This is a genomic window from Pollutimonas bauzanensis (genome assembly GCF_040393045.1).
In the GTDB taxonomy this organism is placed as follows: domain Bacteria; phylum Pseudomonadota; class Gammaproteobacteria; order Burkholderiales; family Burkholderiaceae_B; genus Pollutimonas; species Pollutimonas bauzanensis_A.
In genome coordinates this window covers 29,071-53,894 of record NZ_JBEBUX010000010.1, presented here as the reverse complement: position 1 = coordinate 53,894, position 24,824 = coordinate 29,071, and the positions used below count along the sequence as shown (strand labels likewise).

Below are 24,824 nucleotides of genomic sequence, written 5' to 3'. Positions count from 1 at the left end.
TTAAAAAGGCTGGGGGTTTTTGTTTGCGCGCTCGATACGCACGCGGTAAGGGATACCGCGACTCAATCAAGATATCAGTGCGCGCTCCAGCACACAGGCTACATGTAGAGCACGATTGTTAACCGTGTCATGCGCGAGGCCATCTGCTATCTGATGACGGCAACTGGTTCCATCCGCAATCAGCAGTGTGCCAGGCTCCGCTTTGCGAATAGCCGGCAGCAACGAAAGTTCAGCCATCTTCATCGAAGCATCATAATGACTTGCGTCATAACCGAAGCTGCCGGCCATGCCGCAGCAACTGGACTCGATCAGTTCTGTTTTTAGTTCTGGGATCAGCGCCAACACTTGTTGTATGGGTCTTACGGCATCGAATGCCTTTTGATGGCAATGCCCGTGTAGTAACGCACGTTTTTCAGGCAGCGGGCCTAACTTAGGTTTCAGTCTTGCGGTCACCTCTTCACGCGCCAGGAACTCTTCGAAAAGAAAAGCGTTGCTTGCCAGACGCTGCGCGTCGTCGCCCAGGTCCATTACCAGGAATTCATCACGCAGGCTCAACAGGCAAGATGGCTCGAGGCCGACGACTGGAATGCCGCGGCTTACGAAAGGCTGCAACGCCTCTACCACTCGGCGAGCTTCCTTTTTTGCCTCGTCGACCATGCCTGCCGCCAAGAACGTACGGCCGCAGCAAAGTGGCCTTTTGGGGGTTGCGTCATTTGCCAGCGGTTTGGCAATATGCACTTGGTAGCCAGCGGCTTGAAGCACCTTGTAAGCCGCGCGTGCATTCTCGGATTCAAAATAATTATTGAAGGTATCGGCAAATAGCACGACATCGGCTGTTTCGGCGTCGGTCGTATCGGCGTGCTTCAAGAAGGTGTCGCTGCGCCATTTTGGCAAGGCGCGTTTTGCGGAAAATCCGAGATAGCGTTCGGTCAACGCGGCTACACCGGGAATGGTGTCCCGCAGATTGAACAGGAAAGGAATGCGGGCTGCCCACGGGGCCCAATGGGGCAATGTCGCGATAAGCCTGTCTTTGAATTTAAGTCCATGTTTGCGCTGCCATTGATAAAGAAATTCAACCTTCATTTTGGCCATGTCCACGCCAGTGGGGCAGTCGCGCTTACAGCCTTTGCAACTGACACATAAGTCCATCGTTTCCCGCATTTCATCGGACGTGAAGGCATCAGGGCCCAACTGGCCCGATAGCGCCAGACGCAAAGTATTGGCACGTCCGCGGGTTAAGTGCTGTTCATCCCGCGTAATGCGGTAGCTGGGGCACATGGTGCCGGCATCGAACTTGCGGCAATGGCCGTTGTTGTTGCACATTTCAACCGCTTTGGAGAATCCATGCGTAGGGTCGCCTCCGGTTCCTGGCGCTGTGGTCGTGTCAGTAGCTGGGTCATTGCTTACGTTCCAGGCGGACCAGTCCAGCGCCGGCATGAAGGCGATGGTTTTATACCCAGGCGCAAACCTGAACAGGGACTTGTCATCCATTTTGCTGCAACGGACGATCTTGCCTGGGTTCATCAGGCCGTCGGGGTCGAAGAGATCCTTGATGTCTTCAAATGCCTTGGTCAACCGTGGGCCGAATTGCCATGACACCCATTCGCTACGTACCAGGCCGTCGCCGTGTTCGCCTGAAAAGGCCCCTTTGTATTGACGCACCAGCTCGGCGGCTTCCTGGGCGATTGCACGCATTTTTTCTGCGCCGCCGGCACGCATGTCCAGAATGGGGCGTACATGCAGCGTGCCTACCGATGCGTGGGCATACCAAGTGCCTCGCGTGCCGTGCTTCTGAAATACCTCGGTCAGTTTGCTGGTGTACTCGGCCAGATGTTCCAGCGGCACTGCACAGTCTTCGATGAAGGAAACCGGCTTACCGTCGCCGCGCATGCTCATCATGATGTTCAAACCAGCCTTGCGCACTTCCCATAATGATTTCTGGGCGGCGGCGTCGCTCATCTCGACGACGGATCCTGGCAGCCCCAGGTCTCCCATCAATTCGACGAGTTCGGCTAGTTTGCCAAGCTGTTCCGCCTTGGATTCGCCGGCAAATTCGACCAGCAAAATGGCTTCAGGTTCGCCTATGATCGCTTTATCTATTACCGGCCTGAACGCAGGGTTGCTGCGGGCCAGATCTATCATGGTGCGATCCACCAACTCTACCGCGCAAGGTGTCAGCTTGACGATATGGCGGGTTAAGTCCATTGCCTGATAGAAGCTGGGGAAATTGACGACGCCCAGCGTTTTGTTGGCTGGTAGCGGGGCGAGCTTTAGTGTGATTTTTTTTGAGTAGGCGAGTGTGCCTTCGCTGCCAACCAGAAGATGTGCCAGGTTGACGCTGCCATCAGCGCTATAAGGCCTTTCGCTTTGCGGGTGAAAGATGTCGAGGTTATAACCCCCGACCCGACGCATGACTGACGGTACTTGGAGTTGAAGCTGTTCTTGCTCGCGCTCGGCAATTGTGTGCAGGCCTTTCAAGATCTGGGTGATCCGTGGTCCTTGACTCTGCATGTGCCGTTCGTCGCAGAAAACGGCTTCGGTGCCATCAGACAGCAGGGCATCGATACTGTGCACGTTATGCACCATGTTGCCATAGGCGATCGACCGCGATCCACAGGAGTTATTGCCGGCCATGCCGCCCAGTGTGCACTGCGCTGCGGTGCTGACGTCGACCGGAAACCACACGCCATGTGGCTTCAGCCAGGCATTCAAGTGATCAAGCACCGTGCCTGGCTCAACCGCGACGGTCATGGCGTCAAGGTCAAGGTCGCTGATGGCATTCAAATACTTGCTGTTGTCGATGACCAAGGCTGCGCCAACGGTTTGGCCGCATTGCGATGTGCCGGCGCCACGCGCCAATAGGGGAATATTGAATTGCCGGCACAAGCTGAGCGCTGCCCGTACGTCGTCGATGCTTTTGGGAATCAGTACGCCCAACGGCTCGATTTGGTAAATGGAGGCATCGGTAGCGTAACGCCCTCGGGAGCCTCTATCGAATAAGACCTCGCCTTCCGCCTCAAGCTGCAGGCGAGCCGCGAATTCTTTCAGGTCTGTGGTTGAGTGAAGTACAGACTGCTGAGTTAAAGGAGCGTTCATCGGGTTCCTGCTTCAGGTCTCGCTTGATGCGGTCAAGCTGGGTCAAGGGGGGCTGGACGATCCGAGCTTCAGGCCTTCGAGCACGGCTTCGCCTTTGCGTTTGAGGTGGGTGCGCATGATGGACGCCAACCGGGCGCCATCCCGTGCGATCAGGGCGTTGACCATGTCGATATGTTCGAGCATGGCCTTGTCCCATTTTTCGTGGTTCAAGTTGGAGCGAAAGCGCAGGTTTTGCAGACGAAGATTGATCGTGGTGTAAACCTGGGATAGCAATTGATTTTTTCCCGCGGCATTGATGCGGTCATGAATCTCGCGGTTGACGTGGTAATAAGCAGGAAGATCGCGGCGGGCATGGCAGGCCTGCATTTCAAAGGTAAGAGCCTGGATTTCGGCGATTTCCTGATCAGTAATATGTTGGCAGGCAAGGTCGCCGGAAAGCGCTTCAAGGGCGCCCATGACTTCGAAACTTTCACGGATGTCTTTTTCGGATAAGGCAATAACCTGGGCGCCTTTGTTCGGCTGGATCTGAACGAGACCGTCAGCGGCAAGGAGACGGAATGCCTCGCGTAGCGGTGTACGCGACACTTGAAGTTGGTCGCATAAGGCGCGTTCGTTCAGCCGCGTGCCGGCGGGGAGTGCGCCTTCAATAATCATTTCACGCAGGCTGGCGGCGACTGCTGTAGGTAGAGTGCGCCGATCAACCGGCGAGGCGGTGTTGGCCTCTGTTGTTGATGATGCGTCGATCGCGCTGGCGTATTGTTCGAATTTCATTTGGTATACAAAACAAGGGGGATGATTGCTTGTCGTGCAAGCAAAGCGTATATATAGCAGCACTCTATGGAAAACACTCCTATTCGCTTAATTGTAAGCTAATTTTGTTCAGTTTTATACTGTGATGCAGCATAAATTATGCTTGCCTACTGCCCGCTTACTGTTTATTATTCACTGAAATTTGTATCTTGTATACCAAGTAACGCGTGAGGCTATCCATGATTCCGTTGCATTCCCATCCGTCCGGGCGTCATTTTCTGCAGATTCCTGGTCCCACCAATGTGCCCGACCGTGTGCTGCGTGCCATTGACAATGTCACCATTGATCATCGTGGTCCAGAATTTGGTGAGCTGGGCAAGTCAGTATTGGCAGGAATGAAGAAGGTGTTCAAGACCAAGGCGGATGTGGTGATTTATCCCGCATCTGGAACTGGCGCGTGGGAAGCGGCATTGGTCAATACCTTGTCGTCCGGCGATCATGTGCTGATGGTTGAAACCGGCCATTTTGCGACGCTTTGGAAAAAAATGGCCAGCAAACTCGGATTGCAGGTCGAGTTTATGGCGGGCGATTGGCGACATGGCATTGATGCCGCACAAATCGAAGCGCGCTTAAAGGCCGACACGGCACATCAAATCAAAGCGGTCTGCGCGGTCCATAACGAAACCGCGACTGGTGTCACCAGCAATATTGCTGCGGTGCGCAAGGCCATCGACAGCAGTGGGCATCCCGCTTTGCTGCTCGTTGACACGATTTCCTCGCTGGGCTCCATGGATTATCGCCATGATGAGTGGGGCGTCGATGTAACGGTTGCCGGGTCGCAAAAGGGTTTGATGTTGCCTCCGGGCTTGTCTTTCAATGCAATCAGCGCCAAGGCGCTGGCGGCGTCCGGTAGCGCGACGCTGCAGCGTTCGTACTGGGATTGGAAGGAAATGCTTGCCATCAATCCGACGGGCTACTTCCCGTACACACCAGCTACCAACTTGTTGTATGGGCTGCATGAAGCCCTGGAAATGTTGTTTGCCGAAGGGCTGGATAATGTTTTTTCCAGGCACGATCGTTTCGGAGAAGCAACGCGGCGAGCGGTACGCGCTTGGGGGCTGGAGATCCTATGCCTGAACCCGGACGAATACAGTTCCGCGCTGACTGCGGTGGTCATGCCTGATGGCCATAGCGCCGATGCATTTCGAAAGACTGTTCTGACACACTTCAATATGTCGCTGGGTCAGGGGCTAAGCAAACTGTCCGATAAGGTTTTTCGGATCGGCCATCTTGGGGACCTGAACGAGCTGACTTTATGCGGCACGTTGGCAGGTGTCGAAATGGGCTTGGAAATGTCGGCAATACCGCATAAAAAAGGCGGGGTGCAAGCAGCCATGGATTACCTGAGTGAATCAAGTACGGCGGCCTTGACGCGAGCTGCGTAGACCGTTTTCGTAGCACCAACCGGAGGAGACACCACATGAAGCATCTAACTCGCAGGCTACCAAGAAAAACCTATTTGCTTTCGTCGCTGGCTGTACTGGCCTGCTTTGGCATGGCTCCCGTCCATGCCGCCTGGGAACCCACACGAACGGTCGAAATCATTGTGCCCGCCGGGGCGGGCGGCGCTTCCGACCAAATGGCCCGGACGATCCAAAGCATCATCCTCAAGCATAAGTTGATGAAGCAGTCCACGCTGGTCTTGAACAAGGGCGGAGCGAGCGGGGCCGAAGGCATTATGGACACCAAAGCTTCCAAGGGTGATCCGCATAAGCTGATGGTTGCTTTTTCTGCTATTTACACATTGCCTATCGCTGTCGATTTACCGTTTAACTGGACCGATCTGAATCCGGTTGCCATGATTGCGCAAGACGAATTCCTGCTCTGGACCAACGCCGAAGATGGCTACAAGACTGCGGCAGATTACCTGAAGGCCGTGAAAGCCGCGCCAGCAGGTTCTTTCAAAATGGGCGGGACGGGCGCCAAGCGTGAAGACCAAATCATCACCGTTGCACTGGAAAAAGCGGCGGGCGTCAAATTTACCTACGTGCCCTATAAAAGCGGCGGCGAAGCGGCCACCCAGTTGGTAGGCAAACATACCCAATCCAACGTCAATAACCCCAGTGAAAATATCGCTCAATGGCGTGCCGGTCAAATAAGTGCTTTATGCGTATTCTCCGATGAACGCATGGTCTATAAAGAAAAAGTCACTAAAGACCTGTCCTGGAGCGATATTCCCACATGTAAGGAAGCCGGCTACGACGTTCAGTATCAGATGTTGCGCGGCTTTTTCCTGCCTAGCGATACGACACCCGAGCAGGTTACGTATTACGCCGATCTGCTTAAGAAAGTGGTCGAAACGCAAGAGTGGAAAGACTATCTGGCCAAGCAGGCGTTGAATGGGCAGTACCTGACTGGCAACGATTATGTGGAGTTCCTGAAAAAGGACGAGGCTAAGCACAAGGCCTTGATGCAGGAGGCCGGACTGGCCAGCAAGAAATAATGCAGGGGGCCTGAATGAAGCACGAGCAAACAGGCGATAGCCCGCCGGGAGGCGGGTTGTCCTATAGCGTCGTCGATGCCATAACAGCAGTCGTGATCTTTGCGATTGGCGTCGTCATGATGGTGGACAACCACCGTATCGGTTCAAGCTGGGCAGCAGATGGGCCCGAGTCGGGCTACTTCCCTTTTCATATCGGCCTTATCTTGTGCATAGCAGGGCTGGCCGTGTTGCTCAAGTCGTTATTCGGCAAGCAACGCAATCACACGGTTTTTGTCAGTTGGGCCAGATTCAGGCTGGTGCTGATGGTGTTGCTGCCGACAGCGCTTTATGTGCTGGCAATACAGTTTCTTGGCATTTACCTTGCCTCTGTATTTTTTATTGCAGCTTTCATGCGTGTGCTGGGCAAGATCAACTGGCTTAAGACGATACTGATCAGCGTGGGCGTCAACCTGCTGTTGTTCTGGATGTTTGAGATTCAGTTCATGGTGCCGCTACCCAAAGGTCCGCTCGAGGCCTTATTCGGTTATTGAAACCAACGGCAGGAGAATTGCCAAGTGGATGAAGTCAATGCGTTATTTCATGGGTTTGCCACCGTATTAAGCTGGTACAACATCGGCATGATGCTGATCGGTCTGGTACTGGGAGTCATCATCGGTGTGTTGCCTGGGCTTGGTGGGCCCAACGGTGTTGCGATCCTGTTGCCGCTTACATTTACCATGCCGCCGACGTCCGCCATTATCATGCTGTCATGCATTTATTGGGGATCCTTGTTTGCAGGGGCGATCACGTCGATCTTGTTCAATATCCCGGGCGAGACCTCATCGGTGGCAACTACCTTTGATGGGTATCCGCTGGCCCAGCAAGGCAAGGCGGGGAATGCGCTGACGGCGTCCTTTACCGGATCCTTTTTCGGCGCGTTGTCGGGCGTGTTGCTGATCACTTTCCTGGCGCCGCTGGTGTCCAAGTTTGCGCTCAGGTTCGGTCCGCCTGAATTCTTTGCAGTGTTCCTGCTTACCTTTTGCAGCTTTGTCGGAACCGACAAGAAGACGCCCTTCAAGACAGTGATATCCATGATGCTGGGTTTTGGCCTGGCGGCAATCGGCATGGATACCATCAGCGGCGGGCTGCGGATGACGTTTGGCTGGTCCGAACTGTTGCGCGGCGTTGACTTCCTGGTGGTGGTCATTGGTTTGTTCGGGATTGGCGAAATTCTGGTCAGCATGGAAGAAGGCTTGGCGTTCGAGGGCAAGAACGGAAAGATCAATCTGAAAGTGGTGTTGCAAACCTGGAAGGAAATGCCGAAATACTGGATGACGCTGGTTCGCAGCACTCTGGTAGGGTGCTGGATGGGCGTGACGCCGGGCGGAGCCACTGCGGCATCGTTCATGGGTTACGGGCTGGCACAGCGGTTTTCGCGTAATGGGCACAAGTTCGGTACCGGCGAAATAGAAGGCGTCATTGCGCCTGAAACGGCAGCCCATGCGTCGGGAACGTCTGCCTTGCTGCCTATGCTGGCGCTTGGTATTCCTGGCTCGGCGACGGCAGCGGTGTTGTTGGGCGGCTTGATGATTTGGGGCCTGCAGCCAGGGCCGTTGTTGTTTGTCGAACAGAAAGAATTTGTTTGGGGGCTGATCGCCAGTATGTATCTGGGCAATTTTGTGGGCTTGATTCTGGTGCTTAGCACCGTGCCCCTGTTTGCAGCGATTCTGCGTATTCCCTTTGCTATTGTTGCGCCCATTATTATTGTTGTGTGCGCTATTGGCGCCTATTCCGTGCATAGCGCGATGCTGGATGTTTGGTTTATGTTGCTGTTCGGGGTAGTGGGTTATGTGCTGAAAAAGCTGTCTTACCCTTTGGCTCCCATGATTCTGGCACTGGTGCTGGGCGACCGCATGGAAGATGCATTCCGTCAATCCATGCTGGGACCTGATACCGGTTTGCATGTATTCTGGTCGAACGGACTGGTTGGGACGATAACCACGTTGGCGCTGGTCATGCTGTTCTGGCCGCTTATCCCCTGGCTGTGGCGCTCTGCGCGCAGGATGGCGGGCGGTCAGGCTTCAGTCGGTCGTACCGATCATGTCGATACGCCAGTTGGCAAATGACTCAGGAGGCCAGGGCGTTTAACAGCCGCCAGGTTTCAAACACCGGCAAGCCCATGACACCGGTGTAGCTGCCTGCGATATGTTCAATAAACACGGCCGCCTTACCCTGTATGCCATATGCACCGGCTTTGCCCATAGGCTCGCCGGAAGCGCAATAGGCTTCGATTTCTATCGTTGACAGTGGTTTGAACCGGACCTGGGTAATGGAAACATCTTCCAGCAGCTGATCGCCGTGCGCCAGCACCACAGCGGTGTGGACGGAATGGGTCTGCCCGGATAGCCGTGCCAGCATGCGGCATGCATCATCCTGATTGGCGGGTTTACCTAAAATATCGTTGCCTAAAATTACCGTGGTGTCGGCTGACAACACTGGCCGCTCGGCATCCAGTAAAGACGTTGCCGCCGTTGGGGACTGGGCCTTCAACCATTGCCGGGCACGAACCGCCTTTTCACGGGCGGTGCGAAGTACATAAACTTCCGGCGCTTCATTTGCCAGCCGGGGTTCATCTTCACCCTCGGGCGCCGGCACGGTCAATATTTCGTGCCCCACGCCCATTTGCATAAGGATTTCGTGACGGCGCGGGCTGGCCGACGCCAGATAAATGATGGGGAGTGTCATAAAAGGGCAGATGCAGTAGAGGCTTAGCTGACTTTGAGTATCTTCATGCCATTGGTGCCGCCGCTATCGCTGAAGAAATCACCCTTGGTAAGAATGATCCAGTCGCCTTCTTGCAACAGAGATTGCTCTTTCAGTTTTTCAATGGCTGCATCGCTGACCAGTGCCGGATCCAGCTGGGCGGCATCGAACGCGACCGTATACACCCCGCGGAACATGGCTGCCCGCCGCTGCGTATCTGCGTGGCGCGTATAGCAGTAAATCGGGACGCCAGAACGTATCCGCGACATGATCAACGGTGTATGGCCGCTTTCTGTCAGGCTGATGATTGCCTTGACGCCGGGGAAGTGATTCGCTGCATACATGGTTGCCAGTGCGATGGTTTCATCGCAGCGTGTAAAGGTCTCGCCCAAGCGGTGCTGCGAACGTGTTGTGGTTGGTTCCTGTTCGGCACCCAGGCAAACCCTGGCCATCGCGGTTACTGCTTCTACCGGATACTGCCCTGATGCGCTTTCGGCCGACAGCATGACGGCATCGGTATAGTCCAGCACGGCATTGGCCACGTCAGACACTTCCGCTCGTGTCGGCAAAGGGCTGTTGATCATAGATTCCATCATTTGAGTGGCCGTGATCACCAGTTTATTGTGCGTGCGAGCGTGCTGAATAATTCGCTTCTGAATTCCAACGAGGCGCGCATCGCCTACTTCTACACCCAGATCGCCGCGCGCCACCATGACGCCGTCGCTGACTTTGATGATGGCATCCAGGGCGAGATCATCGGCCACGGCCTCGGCGCGTTCTATCTTGGCGATAATCCATGCATTGCTGCCCGCTGCCACCACCAATTGGCGGGCTTCTTCGATGTCGTGGCCATAGCGTGGAAATGACACCGCGACATAATCCATCTCGAGTTCAGCCGCAATCTTGATGTCTTCGCGGTCTTTATCTGTGAGGCTTGGCGCTGAAATTCCGCCGCCGCGCCGATTGATGCCTTTGTTGTTGGATAGCGGGCCGCCTACCGTTACCACTGTATGGACGGCATGCTCGTCTACGTTCTCTACCAATAACACCACACGCCCGTCATCCAGCAGCAGCTCGTCGCCAGGGTGGCAATCTTGCACCAGGCTGGGGTAGTCAATGCCCACGATGTGTTCGTCGCCTTCTTCCGCCGGATGGCGGTTGGATAGGGTAAAGGGCTGTCCAACATTCAGTGTGACCCGGGTATCCTTGAAGCGGGCGATACGGATTTTCGGGCCTTGCAAGTCGCCCATGATGGCGACGTACTTGCCATGCTTTTCGGCTAGTGACCGGACCAGATGCGCTCGCTGCCGATGGTCTTCGGCGTTGCCATGTGAAAAATTCAGACGTGCGACATCCATGCCAGCAAGGATGAGCGCTTCGATTTTTTCAGGGCTAGAGCTCGCAGGCCCTAAAGTCGCTACGATTTTTGTGCGGCGTTTGGTCATGACAGCATTGATCCATGTGTTGCGCCATCAGGCGCGGTGGTAGGGATGACCGGTCATGATAGCCCAGGCTCGGTACAACTGCTCGGCTAATACTACCCGTACCATAGGGTGGGGCAGGGTAAGCGACGACAGGCGCAGACGCCCATTGCAGCTTTGCTTGAGTGCCGCGTCAAGGCCATCCGGGCCACCGACCAGGAAAGCAATATCCTGGCCGCTGCCGCGCCAGCCTTCCAGCTGTCGGGCCAAACCCATGGTGTCCATATCTTTGCCGTGTTCATCCAGAGCAATGCGCATGGCCTGCGGGGGTATGGCCGCTTCAATGCGGCGCGCTTCCGCTTGCATCATTTGTGCAGCCGTCTTACCTGATGTTCGCGGTTCTGGCTTGACTTCTTTCAGTTCCAGCGCGCAGTCAGAGGGCAGGCGCCGCGCGTACTCGTCCCAGGCGGTTTCAACCCAGTTGGGCATGCGCATACCAACGGCGACGACGATCAACTTCATGGCGCCGCCTGTTATTCCTCGTCGTAATCGAAGGTTTCGGGCATGCTGGGTTGCATCGATTGCGGCAGCAGCTTGACGTTGACAGGCCTGCCGCCCCAGATTTCTTCCAGGTTGTAGTATTGGCGAATTGCGGGGGTCATGCAGTGCACGACGATGTCGCCGAGGTCGACCAGAACCCATTCACCCGTGTCTTCGCCTTCGAAAGCGACAATGGGGATTTTTTGTTCCCGGGCGCTGTCAGCCACACTGGAAGCAAGCGAGCGGGTCTGGCGATTAGACGAACCCGTGGCAATCACGACGCGGTCGAATAGCCCCGTAATGTGCATCGTATTGAAGATTTTGATGTCCTGTGCTTTGACGTCTTCAAGGGCGTCAATAACAAGGCGTTGCAGTTTTTGAATATCCATGGGTGAACTATACCGTGAGACGTTAGGCAACAGGCGCTAGGTAGAGCCCATTTTGGTGAATATATTGTGCAACAGCAACATCCAGCATCATATCGGTGGGTTCGCCCGCAGCCAGATGCTGGCGTATTTGTGTGGCGGATATGGATGTCGGTTCCAGGGGCAGTTCGATCAGCGTGGCGCCATTTTGGGCCAGGTGGTCGGCCAACTCCTGCGGGGGCGTCAGGGATGCGCCGGGGCGCTGGGCCACGGCCAGCTTGACGAGGCTGACGATTTCCTGCCAGCAGTGCCATGAACAAAAATTGCGTAGTTGATCGGCACCTAGTATCCAATAATACTCTTCGTTTGGCGGCAGCTGCCTCAGGGTATCGATGGTGTAGGTAGTGCCGCCGCGCAGAATTTCTACTGGATTGACATGTAAATGGGGATGGTTTCGCGTCGCGATCTCCAGCATTGCCAGTCTCTGCTTGCCGGTGCCTGCCAGTGGGCTGCGCTGCCAGGGGTCGGCGGCGGGTATGAGCTGGACCTCTTCAAGGTCCAGGGTCTGTCTGGCGGTTTCAGCCAAGGCAATGTGGGCCAGATGTACGGGGTCGAAGCTGCCGCCCAGCAAGCCTGTTCTTTTTATAGCCATTCGCGCGGTTTCAGGTAGTCTGAAAGAGCAGCTTCAGGGGTTCCTGCCTTGGGCTCCCAGCAGTAGCGCCATGCGGCCATAGGCGGCATGGAAAGTAGAATCGATTCGGTGCGCCCACCGGATTGAAGGCCGAAAAGTGTGCCGCGGTCGAAAACCAGATTGAATTCGACGTAGCGGCCCCGGCGATAAGCCTGGAAATCCCGCTGCTTTTCTGTATAGGGCGTGCGTTGGCGCTTTTCGACGATAGGCATGTAGGCGTCCAAAAAGGAATTGCCTACCGATTGGGTCAGCGCAAAGCTGTGGTCGAAGCCCTGTTCGTTAAGATCGTCGAAGAAGAGCCCACCTACGCCCCGCGTTTCGTCCCGGTGTTTAAGGTAAAAGTATTGATCGCACCATTTTTTGTACGCTGGGTATTTATCCGCGCCAAAGGGTTCCAGCGCGCGGTGGCATACTTCGTGGAAGTGGCGGGCGTCTTCTTCGAAAGCGTAATAGGGCGTCAAGTCCAGACCGCCGCCGAACCAGAAAACGTCGTCCTCGTCGGCTTTTGCCGCATGCGCTACGAACAGGCGGACGTTCATGTGGACTGTGGGCACATAGGGATTGCGTGGATGCAACACCAGGGATACGCCCATCGCTTCCCAAGAGCGCCCGGCCAGTTCACCGCGATGCGCGCTTGCGGATGCAGGCAGGGTTTTGCCCTGCACGTGGCTGAACAGGACGCCGGCACGCTCAAAGAGCGGGCCGCCTTCCAGGTAGCGCGACAAGCCGCCGCCGCCTTCGTCGCGCGACCACTGGTCGGCTTCAAAACGGCTGCCGTCGGCGGCTTCTAGTGTTTCTACAATACGTGCCTGTAAATCCAGAAAATAATCGTAGGCGGCGGAAATGGGAACAGTCATATCAGTTTCCTTGTGTCGTCTGCGTGGATTGAGGCATGCCGTTACGTCGGGGTGCTCTCGTCCGGGATGGCGCGCCATCCGATATCGCTGCGGTATTGCTGCCCATCGAAATGGGTTTGACTGATGGCGGCATAGGCCGCCGCTTGCGCCTGTTTTACCGAGTCAGCCAATGCGGTGACGCACAGGACGCGCCCGCCCGATGTCTTCAATATACCGTCATCCAGTTTGGTGCCGGCGTGAAATACCATGCATTCGTCGGTGTCTTGCGGCAAACTGGTGATGGCATCGCCGTTGCGGGGCGTAGCCGGGTAGTTATGGGCAGCCATGACTACGCCTAGCGCCGTGCGCCGATCCCAATCGATTTGCGCTTCATCCAGGCGTCCGGCAACAGCAAGCTCGAACACTTGCGCCAAGTCGTTTTTGACACGCATGATGATGGGCTGGGTTTCAGGGTCGCCCATGCGGCAATTGAACTCAAGCACTTTGATGGAGCGGGTAGCGTCCGGACCGCTGTCTATCATCAGGCCGGCATACAGGAAACCCGTATAGGTAATGCCGTCTTTGGCCATGCCTGAAATAGTGGGGTGTATGACTTCGCGCATGATGCGGTCATGCAGGGCGGGGCTGATGATGGGAGCCGGAGAGTATGCGCCCATGCCGCCGGTATTCGGCCCTTGGTCTTGATCTTTCAAGCGCTTGTGATCCTGGCTGGTCGCCATGGCAAGCACGTTGCGACCATCGCACATAATGATAAAGCTGGCTTCTTCTCCAACCAGGCATTCCTCGACGACGACGCGCGCGCCGGCCGCACCCAGCGAACCGTCACCCAGCATCATGTCTATGGCGTCGTGTGCTTCGCTGACTGTCGTGGCGACGACGACCCCTTTGCCGGCAGCAAGGCCGTCAGCCTTGACGACAATGGGAGCGCCCTGCGCGGTGATATAGGCCTTGGCTTTAGCGGGATCCGTAAAGGTTTGGTAGGCGGCAGTAGGAATATGGTGCCGCACCAGGAATTCCTTGGCGTAGTCCTTGGAGCTTTCGAGTTGCGCGGCCGCCTGAGTGGGGCCGAATATTTTCAGTCCAGCCGCCTGGAAGGCGTCGACCACCCCGGCTGCCAGCGGCGCTTCAGGGCCTACCACTGTAAATGCGATATTTTCTTTTTGCGCAAAGGCGACAAGTTCGTCAATACGGCTTAGCGCTACATTTTGCAATTTCGGTGATAAGGCCGTGCCGCCGTTTCCGGGAGCCACATAGACGGTCTGGACTCGGGCTGACTTTGCCAGTCCCCAGGCCAGGGCATGTTCGCGGCCACCGCCACCGATTACGAGTAGTTTCATAGTGAGAGCTTGTTAATGCCGTAAGGCAGTGATGAAAAGAAAGAAAATCTGCAAATTTGGCTGGTCAGTCCGACTCGTCGAGCACAGCAGTGGTATAGACCTCCTGGACATCGTCCAGGCTTTCGAGCGCGTCCAGCATCTTTTGCATCTTGACGGCGTCGTCGCCGACGAGTTCCGTTTCGTTAAGCGCCTTCATGACGACACCTTGCACCTCGGGTATAAGCGAGGCCTGCTCGAACGCCACCTTGACCGCCGCATAAACGGGCACGGGGCAGGTGACTTCGATCATGCCTTCTTCGTCGGTCTGGATGTCTTCGGCGCCGGCTTCCAGCGCGGCTTCCATTACCTGTTCTTCGGACGTACCGGGGGCGAACAGGAACTGGCCACAATGCTGGAACATGAAGGCAACGGAGCCTTCCTGGCCGAGATTGCCGCCATTCTTGCTTAATGCGTGACGTACGTCGGAAACCGTGCGCTGGCGGTTGTCGGTCATGCAGTCGACGATGACAGCCGCACCGCCGACCCCATACCCTTCGTAGCGGATTTCTTCGTAGTTGGCGCCATCGGCCCCACCCGCGCCGCGCTGAATGGCGCGCTGGATGTTTTCCTTGGGCATATTGGCGGCCATACCCTTGTCCCACGCCATGCGCAGACGTGGATTGGTATCCGGGTCAGCCCCAGCTGCGCGCGCGGCGACAGTGATTTCGCGGATGATCTTTGTCCAGAGCTTGCCTCGTTTGGCATCTTGGCGACCCTTGCGGTGCTGGATATTCGCCCATTTACTATGACCGGCCATAAGTTTTCAGTGAATTCAAGGTAAAGAAGGTGATTTTAACGCGTGCAGAGGAACGAGCATCGAATTACACTTGGGCATTCTATTTGCCCTTGTCAGGAAAGCTGAAAAAATGGTTGATCCAATTGTTATCGCAAAAAATACCAATGCAGAATCAACGCTGCTTCCTCAACTTGCCAATCGACATGGCTGCATTACCGGTGCCACGGGTACGGGCAAGACTGTAACATTACAACTGCTTGCCGAAGCCTTTTCCCGTATGGGCACGCCTGTATTCATGGCTGATGTCAAAGGCGACCTGAGCGGAATTTCTCAGGCCGGTCAGGCCAGCCCCAAGCTGCAGGAACGGCTAAGCAAACTGGGCTTGCCTGAACCCGTGTGGGGCGCCAGCCCGGTTGTGTTCTGGGATATTTTCGGCGAACAAGGGCATCCGGTAAGGGCCACGGTATCCGACATGGGGCCTTTGTTGCTGGCCCGGATGCTTGAACTGAATGACACCCAGGAAGGGGTGTTGAGCCTGGTCTTTAAAGTTGCCGACGACGAAGGCCAGCTTATCCTCGACCTGAAAGACCTGCGCGCCATGCTGCAAAACGTGGCTGATCGTGCGGCGGAACTGCGCACACGCTACGGCAACGTGTCGTCGGCATCCATCGGGGCTATTCAGCGCAGCCTGCTGCGACTGGAATCGCAGGGGGCCGATCAATTTTTCGGCGAACCCATGCTGGATATTTTCGATTGGATCCGTGTCAACGAAAAAGGGCAAGGCATCATTAATATCCTGACGGCCGACAAGCTGATGCAGTCGCCGCGTTTGTATGCCGTTTTCCTGTTGTGGATGCTGGCCGATCTGTACGAAGGGCTGCCAGAAGTCGGCGACCCGGAAAAGCCCAAGTTCGTTTTCTTTTTTGATGAAGCGCATTTGTTATTCAATGACGCGCCCAAAGCGTTGTTGGAAAAAATAGAGCAAGTCGTCAGATTGGTGCGATCCAAGGGGGTAGGTATTTATTTTGTTACCCAGAATCCGCTGGACATTCCCGAAACTGTCCTTGGACAGTTGGGTAATCGCGTGCAGCATGCTTTGCGGGCCTTTACGCCGCGCGACCAGAAAGCGGTCAAGACGGCAGCCCAGACCATGCGGCCGAATCCTGGCCTTGACATTGAGGCGGCCATTACCGAGCTGGGAGTGGGCGAGGCCCTGGTGTCCTTGCTGGACGCCAAGGGCAGCCCTACGGCGACTGAAAGGGTATGGATGATGGCTCCGGGTAGCCGCATAGGGCCGGCTACCGATGCCGAGCGCCAGGCGATACGCAATGCTTCCCTGTTTGGCGGCAAATATGACCAAATCGTTGATCGTGAATCGGCCTATGAAGTGCTGCAGAAGCGCACCGAAAACGGCCGAGCGTCGGCGCCATCAGGGGGCGCTGTCCCAACGGCGGCAGGCACGGATGCGTCCGGCAAGGCGCAGGAAGCTGATTCCGGCCTTATGGGGACAGTTAATGATTTTCTGTTTGGCTCAACCGGTCCACGAGGAGGGCGTCGCGACGGTCTTGTGCAATCAGCGGTCAAAAGCGCTGTCAGGCGCACAGCCAATCAACTTATTAGAGGCGTGCTTGGGTCGCTGACGGGCCGGAAGTAAAAGCAAGGATTTATTGGGAACAGGCCTTCAGCAATCATTGCGCATCGATTGCCTGTGTTGTTTTTAACTGAAAAGAAAGAGAGTTTAGGGTGTCTAAAGTCCACAAAATTGCGGTCATTGCAGGCGATGGTATTGGTAAGGAAGTCATGCCGGAGGGGCTGCGCGTATTGCAAGCCGTCGCCAGCCGTCATGGCATACAGTTCGAGTGGGATGTTCTTGACTGGAGCTGCGACTATTACGCAAAACATGGCCGCATGATGCCCGAGGACTGGAAGCAGCGCCTGAGCAGCCATGAGGCCATATTTTTTGGTGCGATAGGTTGGCCTGAATTGGTGCCCGATCACGTGGCCTTGTGGGAATCGTTGTTCAAGTTCCGCCGTGAATTCGATCAATACATCAATTTGCGTCCGGTACGATTGATGCCTGGCGTAAAGTCGCCGCTGGCCGACCGCAAGCCTGGCGATATCGATTTTTACATCGTTCGGGAAAATACCGAAGGCGAGTACTCCAATAGCGGTGGTCGGCTATTCGAAGGTACTCAACGCGAAGTCGTGATCCAGGAAAGCGTATTTACCCGGGTCGGCGCTGAGCGCGTGCTGAAGTTTGCATTTGAATTGGCGCAAAAGCGCGGCAAGCACCTGACGGCGGCCACCAAATCGAATGGTATTTCCATTTCCATGCCTTGGTGGGACGAGCGTGTTGCCGAGATGGCGCAGCAGTATCCCGACGTGCGCTGGGATAAATATCATATCGATATTCTCTGCGCCCATTTTGTCCAGCATCCAGACTGGTTTGATGTGGTGGTGGCATCCAATTTGTTTGGCGATATTTTGTCGGACTTGGGTCCAGCATGCACTGGCACGATCGGTATTGCGCCTTCGGCCAACCTGAACCCCGATCGCAAGTTCCCGTCTCTATTCGAGCCGGTGCACGGGTCCGCGCCCGATATTTATGGGAAAGGCGTTGCCAACCCCATAGGGCAAATCTGGAGCGGCGCGATGATGCTGGACTTCCTGGGTTATCCGCAGGCGGCGCAGGAAGTGGTTCAAGCCATAGAAACGGTACTGGAAAAAGGCCCGCGTACGCCCGATATGCAAGGCAAGGCAAGCACCCAAGAGGTGGGCCAGGCCATTGCAGATATCATTGCGCAGCTTTAGTTCGTTTAGCGGCTTTTTTTTCTGACTGCCGCAAGCCCGACCATACGATGGCGCCTATCATCAAGGCGCCACCGAATAACGCCCTGGTGGACGGGTACTGGGCAAACAGGACAGCCGCGAAGAAAATAGCATAAACAGGCTCCAGCGCGATCACAATACCGGCGCTGCGAGCCTTCAAGACCATCAGGCTTGATACCAGCAAGTAATGCGACAGTGCTGTGCAAAATACCCCAAGCAGGACTATCCATAACCAGTTAAGCGCGTCCAATTGCGCAATCGCCGGAAATGAGAAAGGCAGGGTAAGCAGGGCGACAACCAGGTTTTCCCAGCATGCCACCTGTTGCGCGGGCATGTGGGCCGCCGCACGGCGATTGATCAATGTGAAGATGGCAAAGGTCAGCCCCGACAAAATGGCCCACGCCAAGCCGATCGTGGCCTCGTCCTGGAAATCGAAGGAAGGCGTCACCAGAACCAGCCCCACTGTAACCAGCGCCAGTATCAGCCATTCGGAAATGCTGATTTTTTCTTTGAAGAAAATGCATTCGCACAGAGTGATAAAGGCGGGGAAGCTGGCAAAGCCCAACGTAGCGACCGCAACGCCGGCAATTTTTACCGCAATGAAAAAGGTCACCCAGTGCACGGCCAGCATGGCGCCGGCGGCCAGCAGTACCCATATATTCCTTGCTTTCATGCCTTGCATCAGCGAACCGCCCTGGTAGCGGATGAAGGCAAACAACGCGATAACGGCAAAGCTGGCTCGCCCGGCGGTAATGACCATGGCGTCAGCCTGGATCAGCTCGCCGAAAATACCGGTAAGACCAAATAATACGGCAGCGATATGAATCGCAAATAGAGCGCTTTGACGATGCATATTTTCAGGTACAAGCTTGCAATAAGGATTTAAACTAGCCACTATCATCGCGCATGCAATTTCTAAGCAAGGAGTCCATTTTGGAAAACCAGGTCAAAGCAATACGTCTAGAAAAAAATGGTGGGCCCGAGGTACTACAGCTCGTTTCGGTCACAGTGCCGGCGCCCGAAAAAAACGAGGTAACTATACGCCAGAAAGCGGTAGGCCTGAATTTTATCGACATCTACTTCAGAACGGGGCTTTATACGCATCCCTTGCCTCATGGTTTGGGTTTCGAGGCGTCGGGGGTGGTCGAGGCTGTGGGCAGCGATGTCCGCCATCTTAAAGTGGGTGATCGTGTCGCTTATGGGCAAAGCCCCCTGGGCGCGTACGCCGAGGCCCGCAATGTTCCTGCCGACCGTGTCGTAAAAATCCCCAAAGGGGTAGATTTTGATCAGGCCGCCGCGATCATGCTTAAAGGGCTAACGGTGCAGTATCTGTTTCGCCAGACGTACCGTTTGCAAGGCGGCGAAACCATACTGTTTCACGCTGCGGCGGGCGGTGTGGGCCTGATTGCATGTCAGTGGGCAAAGGCCTTGGGGGTCAAGCTCATTGGTACGGCGTCCACGCCTGAAAAAGCCGCGCTGGCCAAGGCCCACGGCGCCTGGGAAGTTATCGATTACTCCAAAGAGAACGTCGTCGAGCGGGTGAAAGAACTTACCGACGGAAAGAAAGTACCGGTCGTTTACGACGGTGTGGGTAAAGATACTTGGCTTACATCGCTTGACTGCCTTGAACCGCGCGGCCTGATGGTCAGCTTTGGCAATGCGTCAGGGGCTGTCGACGGCGTGAATCTGGGGGTATTGGCGGGCAAGGGGTCTTTGTTCGTTACTCGCCCGACGCTTGCAACGCATGTGCCGACTTTGGAAAAAATGAAGTCGGCGTCCGACGAACTTTTTGGCCTGGTGGCGAAAAAGAAAATCGGCATCACCATCGGCCAGCGCTTTGCACTGGAAGATGCTGGCGCAGCCCAGGAAGCATTGCAGGGCCGTAAAACAACCGGCGCCACAATTCTTACGCTGGACTGATCACGCTTATAAGGCGTTGTAGCCGGCAGGGCTCATTCGAATCCTGCCGGTATCTAAACGCGTCTTACAGCGCTTCTGCTTCTTGGTGGTAGCGCTGTACTCGTTCGACTTCCTCTTTCGAACCCAGCACAACGCCTATACGCTGGTGCAATGCGGTGGGCTGCACGTCCAGGATACGCTGGTTGCCATCCGTGGCTGCTCCGCCTGCCTGCTCGATAATGAAGCTCATGGGGTTGGCTTCATACATCAAACGTAGCTTGCCGGCCTTGCCAGAGGGGCGTTCGTCGCGCGGATACATAAAGACGCCTCCGCGTGTAAGGATACGATGCACGTCGGCCACCATGGAAGCGATCCAGCGCATGTTGTAATCCTTCCCGAAGGGGCCCGTCTTGCCAGCCAGACAATCGTCTATATAGCGTTTGACCGGGGCTTCCCAGTGGCGCATGTTCGACATGTTGATGGCGAATTCGGCTGTTTGTTCGGGGATGGTGATATTTTCATCGGTCAGCACCCATGAACCCATTTCGCGATCCAGGGTGAAACCGACCACGCCTGTTCCCACGGTCAGCACCAGCATCGTTTGGGGGCCATACACGGCATAGCCTGCAGCGACTTGGCGCACGCCGGCTTGCAGGAAGTCGCTTTCATCGACATCGCGCCCCGAAGCGTGGTGCGGCGCCTGCAACACGGAAAATATGGTGCCGATGGATACATTCACATCGATATTGGACGAGCCGTCCAGGGGATCAAACAACAACAGGTATTCGCCTTTGGGATAGCGGTTTGGAATGCGGTGTATGGTCTCCATTTCCTCGGAGGCCATGGCGGCAAGGTGGCCGCCCCATTCGTTGGCTTCCAGCAGGATTTCGTTGGACAGCACATCCAGCTTTTTTTGGACTTCGCCCTGGACGTTTTCGCTTTCCAGGCTGCCCAGGACGCCGCCCAGTGCGCCTTTGCTGACGGCATGGCTAATTGCCTTGCACGCGCGCGACACGGTTTCAATAAGCAGGCGCACCTCTGCCGAGACGGCCTGCTTTTTTCTTTGCTGCTCGACCAGATATTGCGTTAGCGTTTTGTGCTTCATTTGAACTCCTGCTGTATTTTCAAGGCTTTGGAAATGATTTCAGCGACATTGCGCGATAGCGCGGGTTGCTGTTGAATATGTTGCAGTGCTTTGTGCATGGCGTCGCGGTAGGGGGCGGCGAAGCGCGCCCAGTTGTCGAATGCCCGCGCCAGGCGTGCCGCGATTTCAGGGTTGAGCTTGTCCAGTGCCACGACTTGTTCAGCCCAGAATTCGTAACCTTGCGGCGTGTGCACGCCTTGCAGATTATTCATGCAGAACTGGAACACCAGCGATCTTGCCCGATTGGGGTTGCGTAAGGAAAACGCGGGGTGCAACATTAAGGCCCTTACGGTTTCCACCGTGGTGCCAGGCGCGGCTGCCTGCAGTGCAAACCATTTATCGATGATTAACGGGTCTTGCTGCCATTGTTCGTAGAAGTGGTTAACTGCAACAGAACTTGCGGCGGGAGCGGCAAAATTGACCAGCGCTGACAGCCCGCCGATCCGATCCGTCATGTTTTTGGCTTCGTAATACTGGGCTGTTGCCAGATCGGTGGCTTCAGCCACGCCTGCGGCCATCAGATATTGCAGGCAGAGGTTGCGCAACGACCTGCGGCCCGATGACAGCGGGTCGGGTTGGTACGGCGTAGCTGCATCGGCGCAGGCTTGATAGGCTTGCTGCCACTCATGCGCCAGCGCTTTACCCAGTTCCGCACGCAAAAACCGGCTGGCTTGCACAACGGCAACGGGATCCATAGGCGAGGTTTTTTCCAGCAGCTCCTTTTCGGCGGGCTGGCTGAGTATGCGAGTCTTGTAGGCGGCGGTAAGTTGTTCGTCGAGCAGCAGGGCGCGCCAGGTGTCAACCACGGCGGAGTCGATGCCGGGCTGCTGGCCCTGAGTAAATGCGTCGATCAATGACAGCAACTGCCGCGTGGCCAATTCCTGCACGGCTTCCCAGCGTGCAAAGGGATCCGTATCGTGTTGCGCCAAAAGCACCAGGTCGCTATCACTTCTTTCGAAATCCACAATGACCGGGGCTGAAAAATTGCGCAGTAGCGAAGGCACGGGTTTTTCAGGAATGTTGCTGAATTCCCAAGTGTGCTGTTCGTCAGTGAGTTCCAGCAGGACAGTGTCCAGCATTTGACCGTTGTATTCGATAGCCAGGGGTTTGCCTTGCTGATCCAGCAGGCCCAAGGCGAAGGGGATATGCAGCGGCGGCTTGGGGCTTGGCGGCGACTGCAGTTTTTCTATGCCAACCGGCTCGCAGTGCTGATGCAACGTGATCGCGCAGGTTTTTTCATCAGCGTTGTACTTCAGTTCAACCTTAACGCGGGGGGTGCCGGCCTGGCTGTACCAGCGGCGGAAAATATCAAGGTTTCTTCCCGGGTGTTGCTGCACATAGATGGACTCCATGGCGCTGACGAAATCATCGCAGGTCACGGCCGCGCCATCGTGACGCCGGAAGTATTCATCTATCCCGGCCCGGAATCCGGCTTCTCCCAGGATCGTGTGCTGCATGCGTATGACTTCGGCGCCTTTTTCGTACACCGTCGCAGTGTAGAAATTACCGATTTCCTGGTAGCTTTCCGGCCGGATAGGGTGAGCCATGGGGCCGGCATCTTCCGGGAATTGCGCAATGCGCAGGGTACTGACATCGTCAATGCGTTTGACAGCGCGCGCGCTGTCGGCTTCCGGACCCGACAAGTCTTGTGCAAGCATGTCGGCTGAAAACTCCTGGTCGCGAAACACAGTCAGGCCTTCTTTCAGGGAAAGCTGGAACCAGTCTCGGCAGGTAACGCGATTGCCGGTCCAGTTATGAAAATACTCATGGCCGATAACGGCTTCAATGGCACGGTAGGCCGCATCGGTCGCGGAGTCCTTGTCGGCCAGGACGTAGGCTGAATTAAAAACATTCAAGCCTTTGTTTTCCATGGCGCCCATATTGAAATCCCTGGCCGCAACCACCATAAAGCGGTCCAGGTCCAGTTCAAGGCCGAAGCGCTGCTCGTCCCATTTCACAGACCGTACCAGGCAGTCCAGCGCCCATTGCGTTTTGTTTTCCGAACCTCGGTCGCTATAAATTTGCAGCAGCGCATCGCGGCCATTCATCGTCTGGATGGTTTGTTCGCGGCATGCAAAATCGCCGGCTACCAGGGCAAATAAATAGCTGGGCTTGGGGTGCGGGTCTTCCCACACCGCTTGGTGCCGCCCATCGGGCAAATCGCTGGCGCGCAAAAGGTTGCCGTTGGACAGAAGCAAAGGGTAGCTTTCTTTATTCGCGCGCAGCGTAACCTGATAACGCGACATCACGTCAGGACGGTCGGGAAACCACGCAATGCGCCGAAACCCTTCGGCTTCGCACTGAGTGAACAGTTTATTCCCGGATACATACAGGCCCATCAGGCTAGTATTCTGTGCAGGTTGACACAAACTGACGATTTCAAGCGTAAATCGTGACGTGTGGGGGAAAACGGTGAGCGTTTCGTCTTCCAGCTGGTATTGTTCTGGCGTCAAGGCCTGCCCATTTAGGATGACCGACTCCAGGCCCAAATCTTGCCCGTTAAGGACTAGGGGAGGGTTGCCTTCGCTTGACCGTTCAAACGTAAGTCGCGCGTAAACGCGTGTTTGCGCTGCATCGAGATCGAATTCCAGGCACACTTCAGGCAGGCGATAAGGATAGGGTTGGTAGTCGTGGCGGGATATGGTGGGCACAGAGTCAGTACGCATGGCGGGAGCTCAATATTCAATGATGCGCCTATTGTAGTATTTGCGCCGCATTGTGGTTTTTTAGTGAAGAATGCAACCTTTGATTCAATTTGATGGTCTTATTGACAAGGGCAATGTGTCACGGAGGGAGTATGCAAGGTAAATCACGCCCGGCCACGGGCTCGATGTTACGGTTTTGGGCGGCGGTGGCAAGTCTTTTATTGGTTGCCGGTTGCGCATCAACGTTGTCGGCCCGCGTCACCAGCTATGAAAAGTGGCCTGCCAATGTGCAAGGTCAGTCGTATCGTATTGTTCCGTCTACGACTCAAGTCAATAATCTTGAGTTCGACTCGGTGGCAGACATGGTACGCGCCGCGATCGGCCCGGTCGGCCTGGTAGAAGCGCGTTCAGGCCAGACCGCAAGGTTCGACGTATCCATCAGTTATGAAAACCCGATCAGTCAGGTTTTAGTGCAACGCAGCTATGACCCCTATATGGATGGCTGGGGGTTTGGCCCCGCGTTCGGCGGTTATTATGGCGGATATGGCGGTTGGGGCGGTGGCATGTATTACTCGCCAGCCTATCAAAATGTGCCAGTCGAAGTTTATAAAAATACGTTGACCGTTATTATCAAGGACATGCAGAGCGGTGGCGCCGAAGTTTATCGGTCGAGTGCCGTCAATGTAAGCACATCTGATAATCTGGCACTGGCAATGCCTTATCTGGCTCAAGCAGTATTTGACGGCTTCCCGGGTAATAACGGCCAGGTGCGCGAAGTAAATTACAAACGCACGCGTTAAGATATAACCACTGGAACTGTTTACGCTTTGATTAGAAAGTCATCGCGGTTCTGGCCTTCAGTTTCGGCAGCGGTGATCCAGCGCGGGGCTTTGCCGCGGCCAGTCCAGGTAGCGCCAGTCTGGGGGTGGCGGTATTTTGCCGCCACAGGCCGTTTTGCCGTAGCCGGTTTAGCTGCTGTTTTACGTGGGCTGGATCGCGTTGCTTTCTTATTGAAGGCTTCGGCAATTTCTTCTGGCGTGATATCGTATTCACGCATTGAACGGATAATTGATGTAATAACTGGCCCGCGTTGTTTTGTTTGTAGTGCCTGGGCCTGTTTTTGCAACTTTAGTATCTCTTTTTCAATTTTTTGCTTCAATGAAGAGTACGTATCGCGGGTCATTGTTATTCCTGGTCTGAAGGGTCTAAGGTACTTGCCGCAAAAACAAG

The 24,824-nt window shown here is 55.6% G+C and carries 22 protein-coding genes; 8 read left to right on the top strand and 14 right to left on the bottom strand.

The genetic code is table 11. The features are described 5' to 3' along the window. Window positions 1–66 precede the first annotated feature (66 nt). A complete protein-coding gene (locus ABWO67_RS03075; protein WP_353147335.1) occupies window positions 67–3,096 on the bottom strand; it encodes an FAD-binding and (Fe-S)-binding domain-containing protein in 3,030 nt (1,009 codons plus the stop codon). 42 nt (window positions 3,097–3,138) lie between these two features. Beyond that, window positions 3,139–3,867 (bottom strand): GntR family transcriptional regulator, encoded by a 729-nt coding sequence (locus ABWO67_RS03070; RefSeq protein WP_353147332.1) that lies wholly within the window; start codon window positions 3,865–3,867, stop codon window positions 3,139–3,141. A 218-nt stretch (window positions 3,868–4,085) separates the two neighbouring features. Here ABWO67_RS03070 and ABWO67_RS03065 point away from each other — a divergent pair, with 218 nt between their 5' ends. The 4 genes from ABWO67_RS03065 to ABWO67_RS03050 are packed head-to-tail and all read left to right on the top strand — an operon-like array spanning window position 4,086 to window position 8,454. Continuing rightward, window positions 4,086–5,291, top strand: a complete 1,206-nt coding sequence (locus ABWO67_RS03065) for a pyridoxal-phosphate-dependent aminotransferase family protein (RefSeq protein ID WP_353147329.1) — start codon at window positions 4,086–4,088, stop codon at window positions 5,289–5,291. 35 nt (window positions 5,292–5,326) lie between these two features. Further along, complete coding sequence (locus tag ABWO67_RS03060; RefSeq protein WP_353147326.1) at window positions 5,327–6,349, top strand: Bug family tripartite tricarboxylate transporter substrate binding protein; 1,023 nt, start codon at window positions 5,327–5,329, stop codon at window positions 6,347–6,349. Between the two features lie 14 nt (window positions 6,350–6,363). Next, complete coding sequence (locus ABWO67_RS03055) at window positions 6,364–6,879, top strand: tripartite tricarboxylate transporter TctB family protein (RefSeq protein WP_353147324.1); 516 nt, start codon at window positions 6,364–6,366, stop codon at window positions 6,877–6,879. A 24-nt stretch (window positions 6,880–6,903) separates the two neighbouring features. Further along, window positions 6,904–8,454, top strand: a complete 1,551-nt coding sequence (locus tag ABWO67_RS03050; protein ID WP_353147322.1) for a tripartite tricarboxylate transporter permease — start codon at window positions 6,904–6,906, stop codon at window positions 8,452–8,454. A 1-nt stretch (window position 8,455) separates the two neighbouring features. Here the strand turns inward: ABWO67_RS03050 and ABWO67_RS03045 are convergent, their stop codons facing one another. The 8 genes from ABWO67_RS03045 to ABWO67_RS03010 all read right to left on the bottom strand — a co-directional run bounded on the left by ABWO67_RS03045 (window position 8,456) and on the right by ABWO67_RS03010 (window position 15,098). Next, entirely contained in the window at window positions 8,456–9,073 is a 618-nt protein-coding gene (locus ABWO67_RS03045; protein WP_353147319.1) for a Maf family protein, read from the bottom strand. 23 nt (window positions 9,074–9,096) lie between these two features. Then, window positions 9,097–10,536 carry a pyruvate kinase gene (gene pyk / locus ABWO67_RS03040; protein WP_353147316.1) on the bottom strand — a complete coding sequence of 480 codons (1,440 nt, stop codon included), beginning with the start codon at window positions 10,534–10,536 and terminating at the stop codon, window positions 9,097–9,099. 27 nt (window positions 10,537–10,563) lie between these two features. Continuing rightward, complete coding sequence (rlmH, locus tag ABWO67_RS03035; RefSeq protein WP_353147314.1) at window positions 10,564–11,034, bottom strand: 23S rRNA (pseudouridine(1915)-N(3))-methyltransferase RlmH; 471 nt, start codon at window positions 11,032–11,034, stop codon at window positions 10,564–10,566. Between the two features lie 11 nt (window positions 11,035–11,045). Beyond that, on the bottom strand, window positions 11,046–11,441 hold the full coding sequence (rsfS, locus tag ABWO67_RS03030; RefSeq protein ID WP_353147311.1) for a ribosome silencing factor: 396 nt from the start codon (window positions 11,439–11,441) through the stop codon (window positions 11,046–11,048). A 22-nt stretch (window positions 11,442–11,463) separates the two neighbouring features. Next, window positions 11,464–12,069, bottom strand: coding sequence for a nicotinate (nicotinamide) nucleotide adenylyltransferase (nadD, locus tag ABWO67_RS03025; protein WP_353147308.1), 606 nt, complete (start codon window positions 12,067–12,069; stop codon window positions 11,464–11,466). Continuing rightward, window positions 12,060–12,965, bottom strand: coding sequence for an oxygen-dependent coproporphyrinogen oxidase (gene hemF, locus ABWO67_RS03020; protein ID WP_353147305.1), 906 nt, complete (start codon window positions 12,963–12,965; stop codon window positions 12,060–12,062). Before hemF ends, nadD begins: the two co-directional genes overlap by 10 nt. Window positions 12,966–13,006: 41 nt before the next feature. Further along, the gene (gene purD / locus ABWO67_RS03015; protein WP_353147302.1) at window positions 13,007–14,302 is read right to left on the bottom strand and encodes a phosphoribosylamine--glycine ligase; all 1,296 of its coding nucleotides are present in this window, start codon (window positions 14,300–14,302) and stop codon (window positions 13,007–13,009) included. A gap of 64 nt (window positions 14,303–14,366) precedes the next feature. Continuing rightward, window positions 14,367–15,098, bottom strand: a complete 732-nt coding sequence (locus tag ABWO67_RS03010) for a YebC/PmpR family DNA-binding transcriptional regulator (protein ID WP_353147299.1) — start codon at window positions 15,096–15,098, stop codon at window positions 14,367–14,369. Between the two features lie 109 nt (window positions 15,099–15,207). Between ABWO67_RS03010 and ABWO67_RS03005 the strand changes: the two genes are divergently transcribed. After that, window positions 15,208–16,731, top strand: coding sequence for a helicase HerA-like C-terminal domain-containing protein (locus ABWO67_RS03005; RefSeq protein ID WP_353147296.1), 1,524 nt, complete (start codon window positions 15,208–15,210; stop codon window positions 16,729–16,731). 89 nt (window positions 16,732–16,820) lie between these two features. Beyond that, window positions 16,821–17,888: a tartrate dehydrogenase gene (locus ABWO67_RS03000; RefSeq protein WP_353147294.1), complete on the top strand. Its 1,068-nt coding sequence runs from the start codon at window positions 16,821–16,823 to the stop codon at window positions 17,886–17,888. Here ABWO67_RS03000 and ABWO67_RS02995 read toward each other — a convergent pair. Next, a complete protein-coding gene (locus ABWO67_RS02995) occupies window positions 17,872–18,759 on the bottom strand; it encodes a DMT family transporter (protein ID WP_353147291.1) in 888 nt (295 codons plus the stop codon). The genes ABWO67_RS03000 and ABWO67_RS02995 overlap by 17 nt on opposite strands. 77 nt (window positions 18,760–18,836) lie before the next feature. Between ABWO67_RS02995 and ABWO67_RS02990 the strand changes: the two genes are divergently transcribed. After that, window positions 18,837–19,826 carry a quinone oxidoreductase family protein gene (locus ABWO67_RS02990; protein WP_353147341.1) on the top strand — a complete coding sequence of 330 codons (990 nt, stop codon included), beginning with the start codon at window positions 18,837–18,839 and terminating at the stop codon, window positions 19,824–19,826. Between the two features lie 64 nt (window positions 19,827–19,890). Here the strand turns inward: ABWO67_RS02990 and ABWO67_RS02985 are convergent, their stop codons facing one another. Together ABWO67_RS02985 and pepN are read right to left on the bottom strand one after the other, a co-directional pair. Continuing rightward, complete coding sequence (locus tag ABWO67_RS02985) at window positions 19,891–20,910, bottom strand: class 1 fructose-bisphosphatase (RefSeq protein ID WP_353147288.1); 1,020 nt, start codon at window positions 20,908–20,910, stop codon at window positions 19,891–19,893. After that, entirely contained in the window at window positions 20,907–23,615 is a 2,709-nt protein-coding gene (gene pepN / locus ABWO67_RS02980; RefSeq protein WP_353147285.1) for an aminopeptidase N, read from the bottom strand. Before pepN ends, ABWO67_RS02985 begins: the two co-directional genes overlap by 4 nt. Window positions 23,616–23,746: 131 nt before the next feature. Between pepN and ABWO67_RS02975 the strand changes: the two genes are divergently transcribed. Then, complete coding sequence (locus ABWO67_RS02975; protein WP_353147282.1) at window positions 23,747–24,394, top strand: DUF4136 domain-containing protein; 648 nt, start codon at window positions 23,747–23,749, stop codon at window positions 24,392–24,394. A gap of 20 nt (window positions 24,395–24,414) precedes the next feature. Here ABWO67_RS02975 and ABWO67_RS02970 read toward each other — a convergent pair whose 3' ends face one another. Next, entirely contained in the window at window positions 24,415–24,777 is a 363-nt protein-coding gene (locus tag ABWO67_RS02970; protein WP_353147279.1) for an H-NS histone family protein, read from the bottom strand. Window positions 24,778–24,824 lie beyond the last annotated feature (47 nt).

What these genes read in the sequence shown, in the direction of transcription:
- ABWO67_RS03055 (WP_353147324.1), top strand. Translation starts at nt 6,364, where the DNA reads ATGAAGCACGAGCAAACAGGCGATAGCCCGCCGGGAGGCGGGTTGTCC.
- ABWO67_RS03060 (WP_353147326.1), top strand. Translation starts at nt 5,327, where the DNA reads ATGAAGCATCTAACTCGCAGGCTACCAAGAAAAACCTATTTGCTTTCG.
- rsfS (WP_353147311.1), bottom strand. Translation starts at nt 11,441, where the DNA reads ATGGATATTCAAAAACTGCAACGCCTTGTTATTGACGCCCTTGAAGAC.
- ABWO67_RS03005 (WP_353147296.1), top strand. Translation starts at nt 15,208, where the DNA reads ATGGTTGATCCAATTGTTATCGCAAAAAATACCAATGCAGAATCAACG.
- ABWO67_RS02975 (WP_353147282.1), top strand. Translation starts at nt 23,747, where the DNA reads ATGCAAGGTAAATCACGCCCGGCCACGGGCTCGATGTTACGGTTTTGG.
- ABWO67_RS02995 (WP_353147291.1), bottom strand. Translation starts at nt 18,759, where the DNA reads ATGCATCGTCAAAGCGCTCTATTTGCGATTCATATCGCTGCCGTATTA.
- ABWO67_RS03075 (WP_353147335.1), bottom strand. Translation starts at nt 3,096, where the DNA reads ATGAACGCTCCTTTAACTCAGCAGTCTGTACTTCACTCAACCACAGAC.
- nadD (WP_353147308.1), bottom strand. Translation starts at nt 12,069, where the DNA reads ATGGCTATAAAAAGAACAGGCTTGCTGGGCGGCAGCTTCGACCCCGTA.
- ABWO67_RS02985 (WP_353147288.1), bottom strand. Translation starts at nt 20,910, where the DNA reads ATGAAGCACAAAACGCTAACGCAATATCTGGTCGAGCAGCAAAGAAAA.
- ABWO67_RS03045 (WP_353147319.1), bottom strand. Translation starts at nt 9,073, where the DNA reads ATGACACTCCCCATCATTTATCTGGCGTCGGCCAGCCCGCGCCGTCAC.
- rlmH (WP_353147314.1), bottom strand. Translation starts at nt 11,034, where the DNA reads ATGAAGTTGATCGTCGTCGCCGTTGGTATGCGCATGCCCAACTGGGTT.
- hemF (WP_353147305.1), bottom strand. Translation starts at nt 12,965, where the DNA reads ATGACTGTTCCCATTTCCGCCGCCTACGATTATTTTCTGGATTTACAG.
- pepN (WP_353147285.1), bottom strand. Translation starts at nt 23,615, where the DNA reads ATGCGTACTGACTCTGTGCCCACCATATCCCGCCACGACTACCAACCC.
- ABWO67_RS03010 (WP_353147299.1), bottom strand. Translation starts at nt 15,098, where the DNA reads ATGGCCGGTCATAGTAAATGGGCGAATATCCAGCACCGCAAGGGTCGC.
- ABWO67_RS03065 (WP_353147329.1), top strand. Translation starts at nt 4,086, where the DNA reads ATGATTCCGTTGCATTCCCATCCGTCCGGGCGTCATTTTCTGCAGATT.
- purD (WP_353147302.1), bottom strand. Translation starts at nt 14,302, where the DNA reads ATGAAACTACTCGTAATCGGTGGCGGTGGCCGCGAACATGCCCTGGCC.
- ABWO67_RS03070 (WP_353147332.1), bottom strand. Translation starts at nt 3,867, where the DNA reads ATGAAATTCGAACAATACGCCAGCGCGATCGACGCATCATCAACAACA.
- pyk (WP_353147316.1), bottom strand. Translation starts at nt 10,536, where the DNA reads ATGACCAAACGCCGCACAAAAATCGTAGCGACTTTAGGGCCTGCGAGC.
- ABWO67_RS02970 (WP_353147279.1), bottom strand. Translation starts at nt 24,777, where the DNA reads ATGACCCGCGATACGTACTCTTCATTGAAGCAAAAAATTGAAAAAGAG.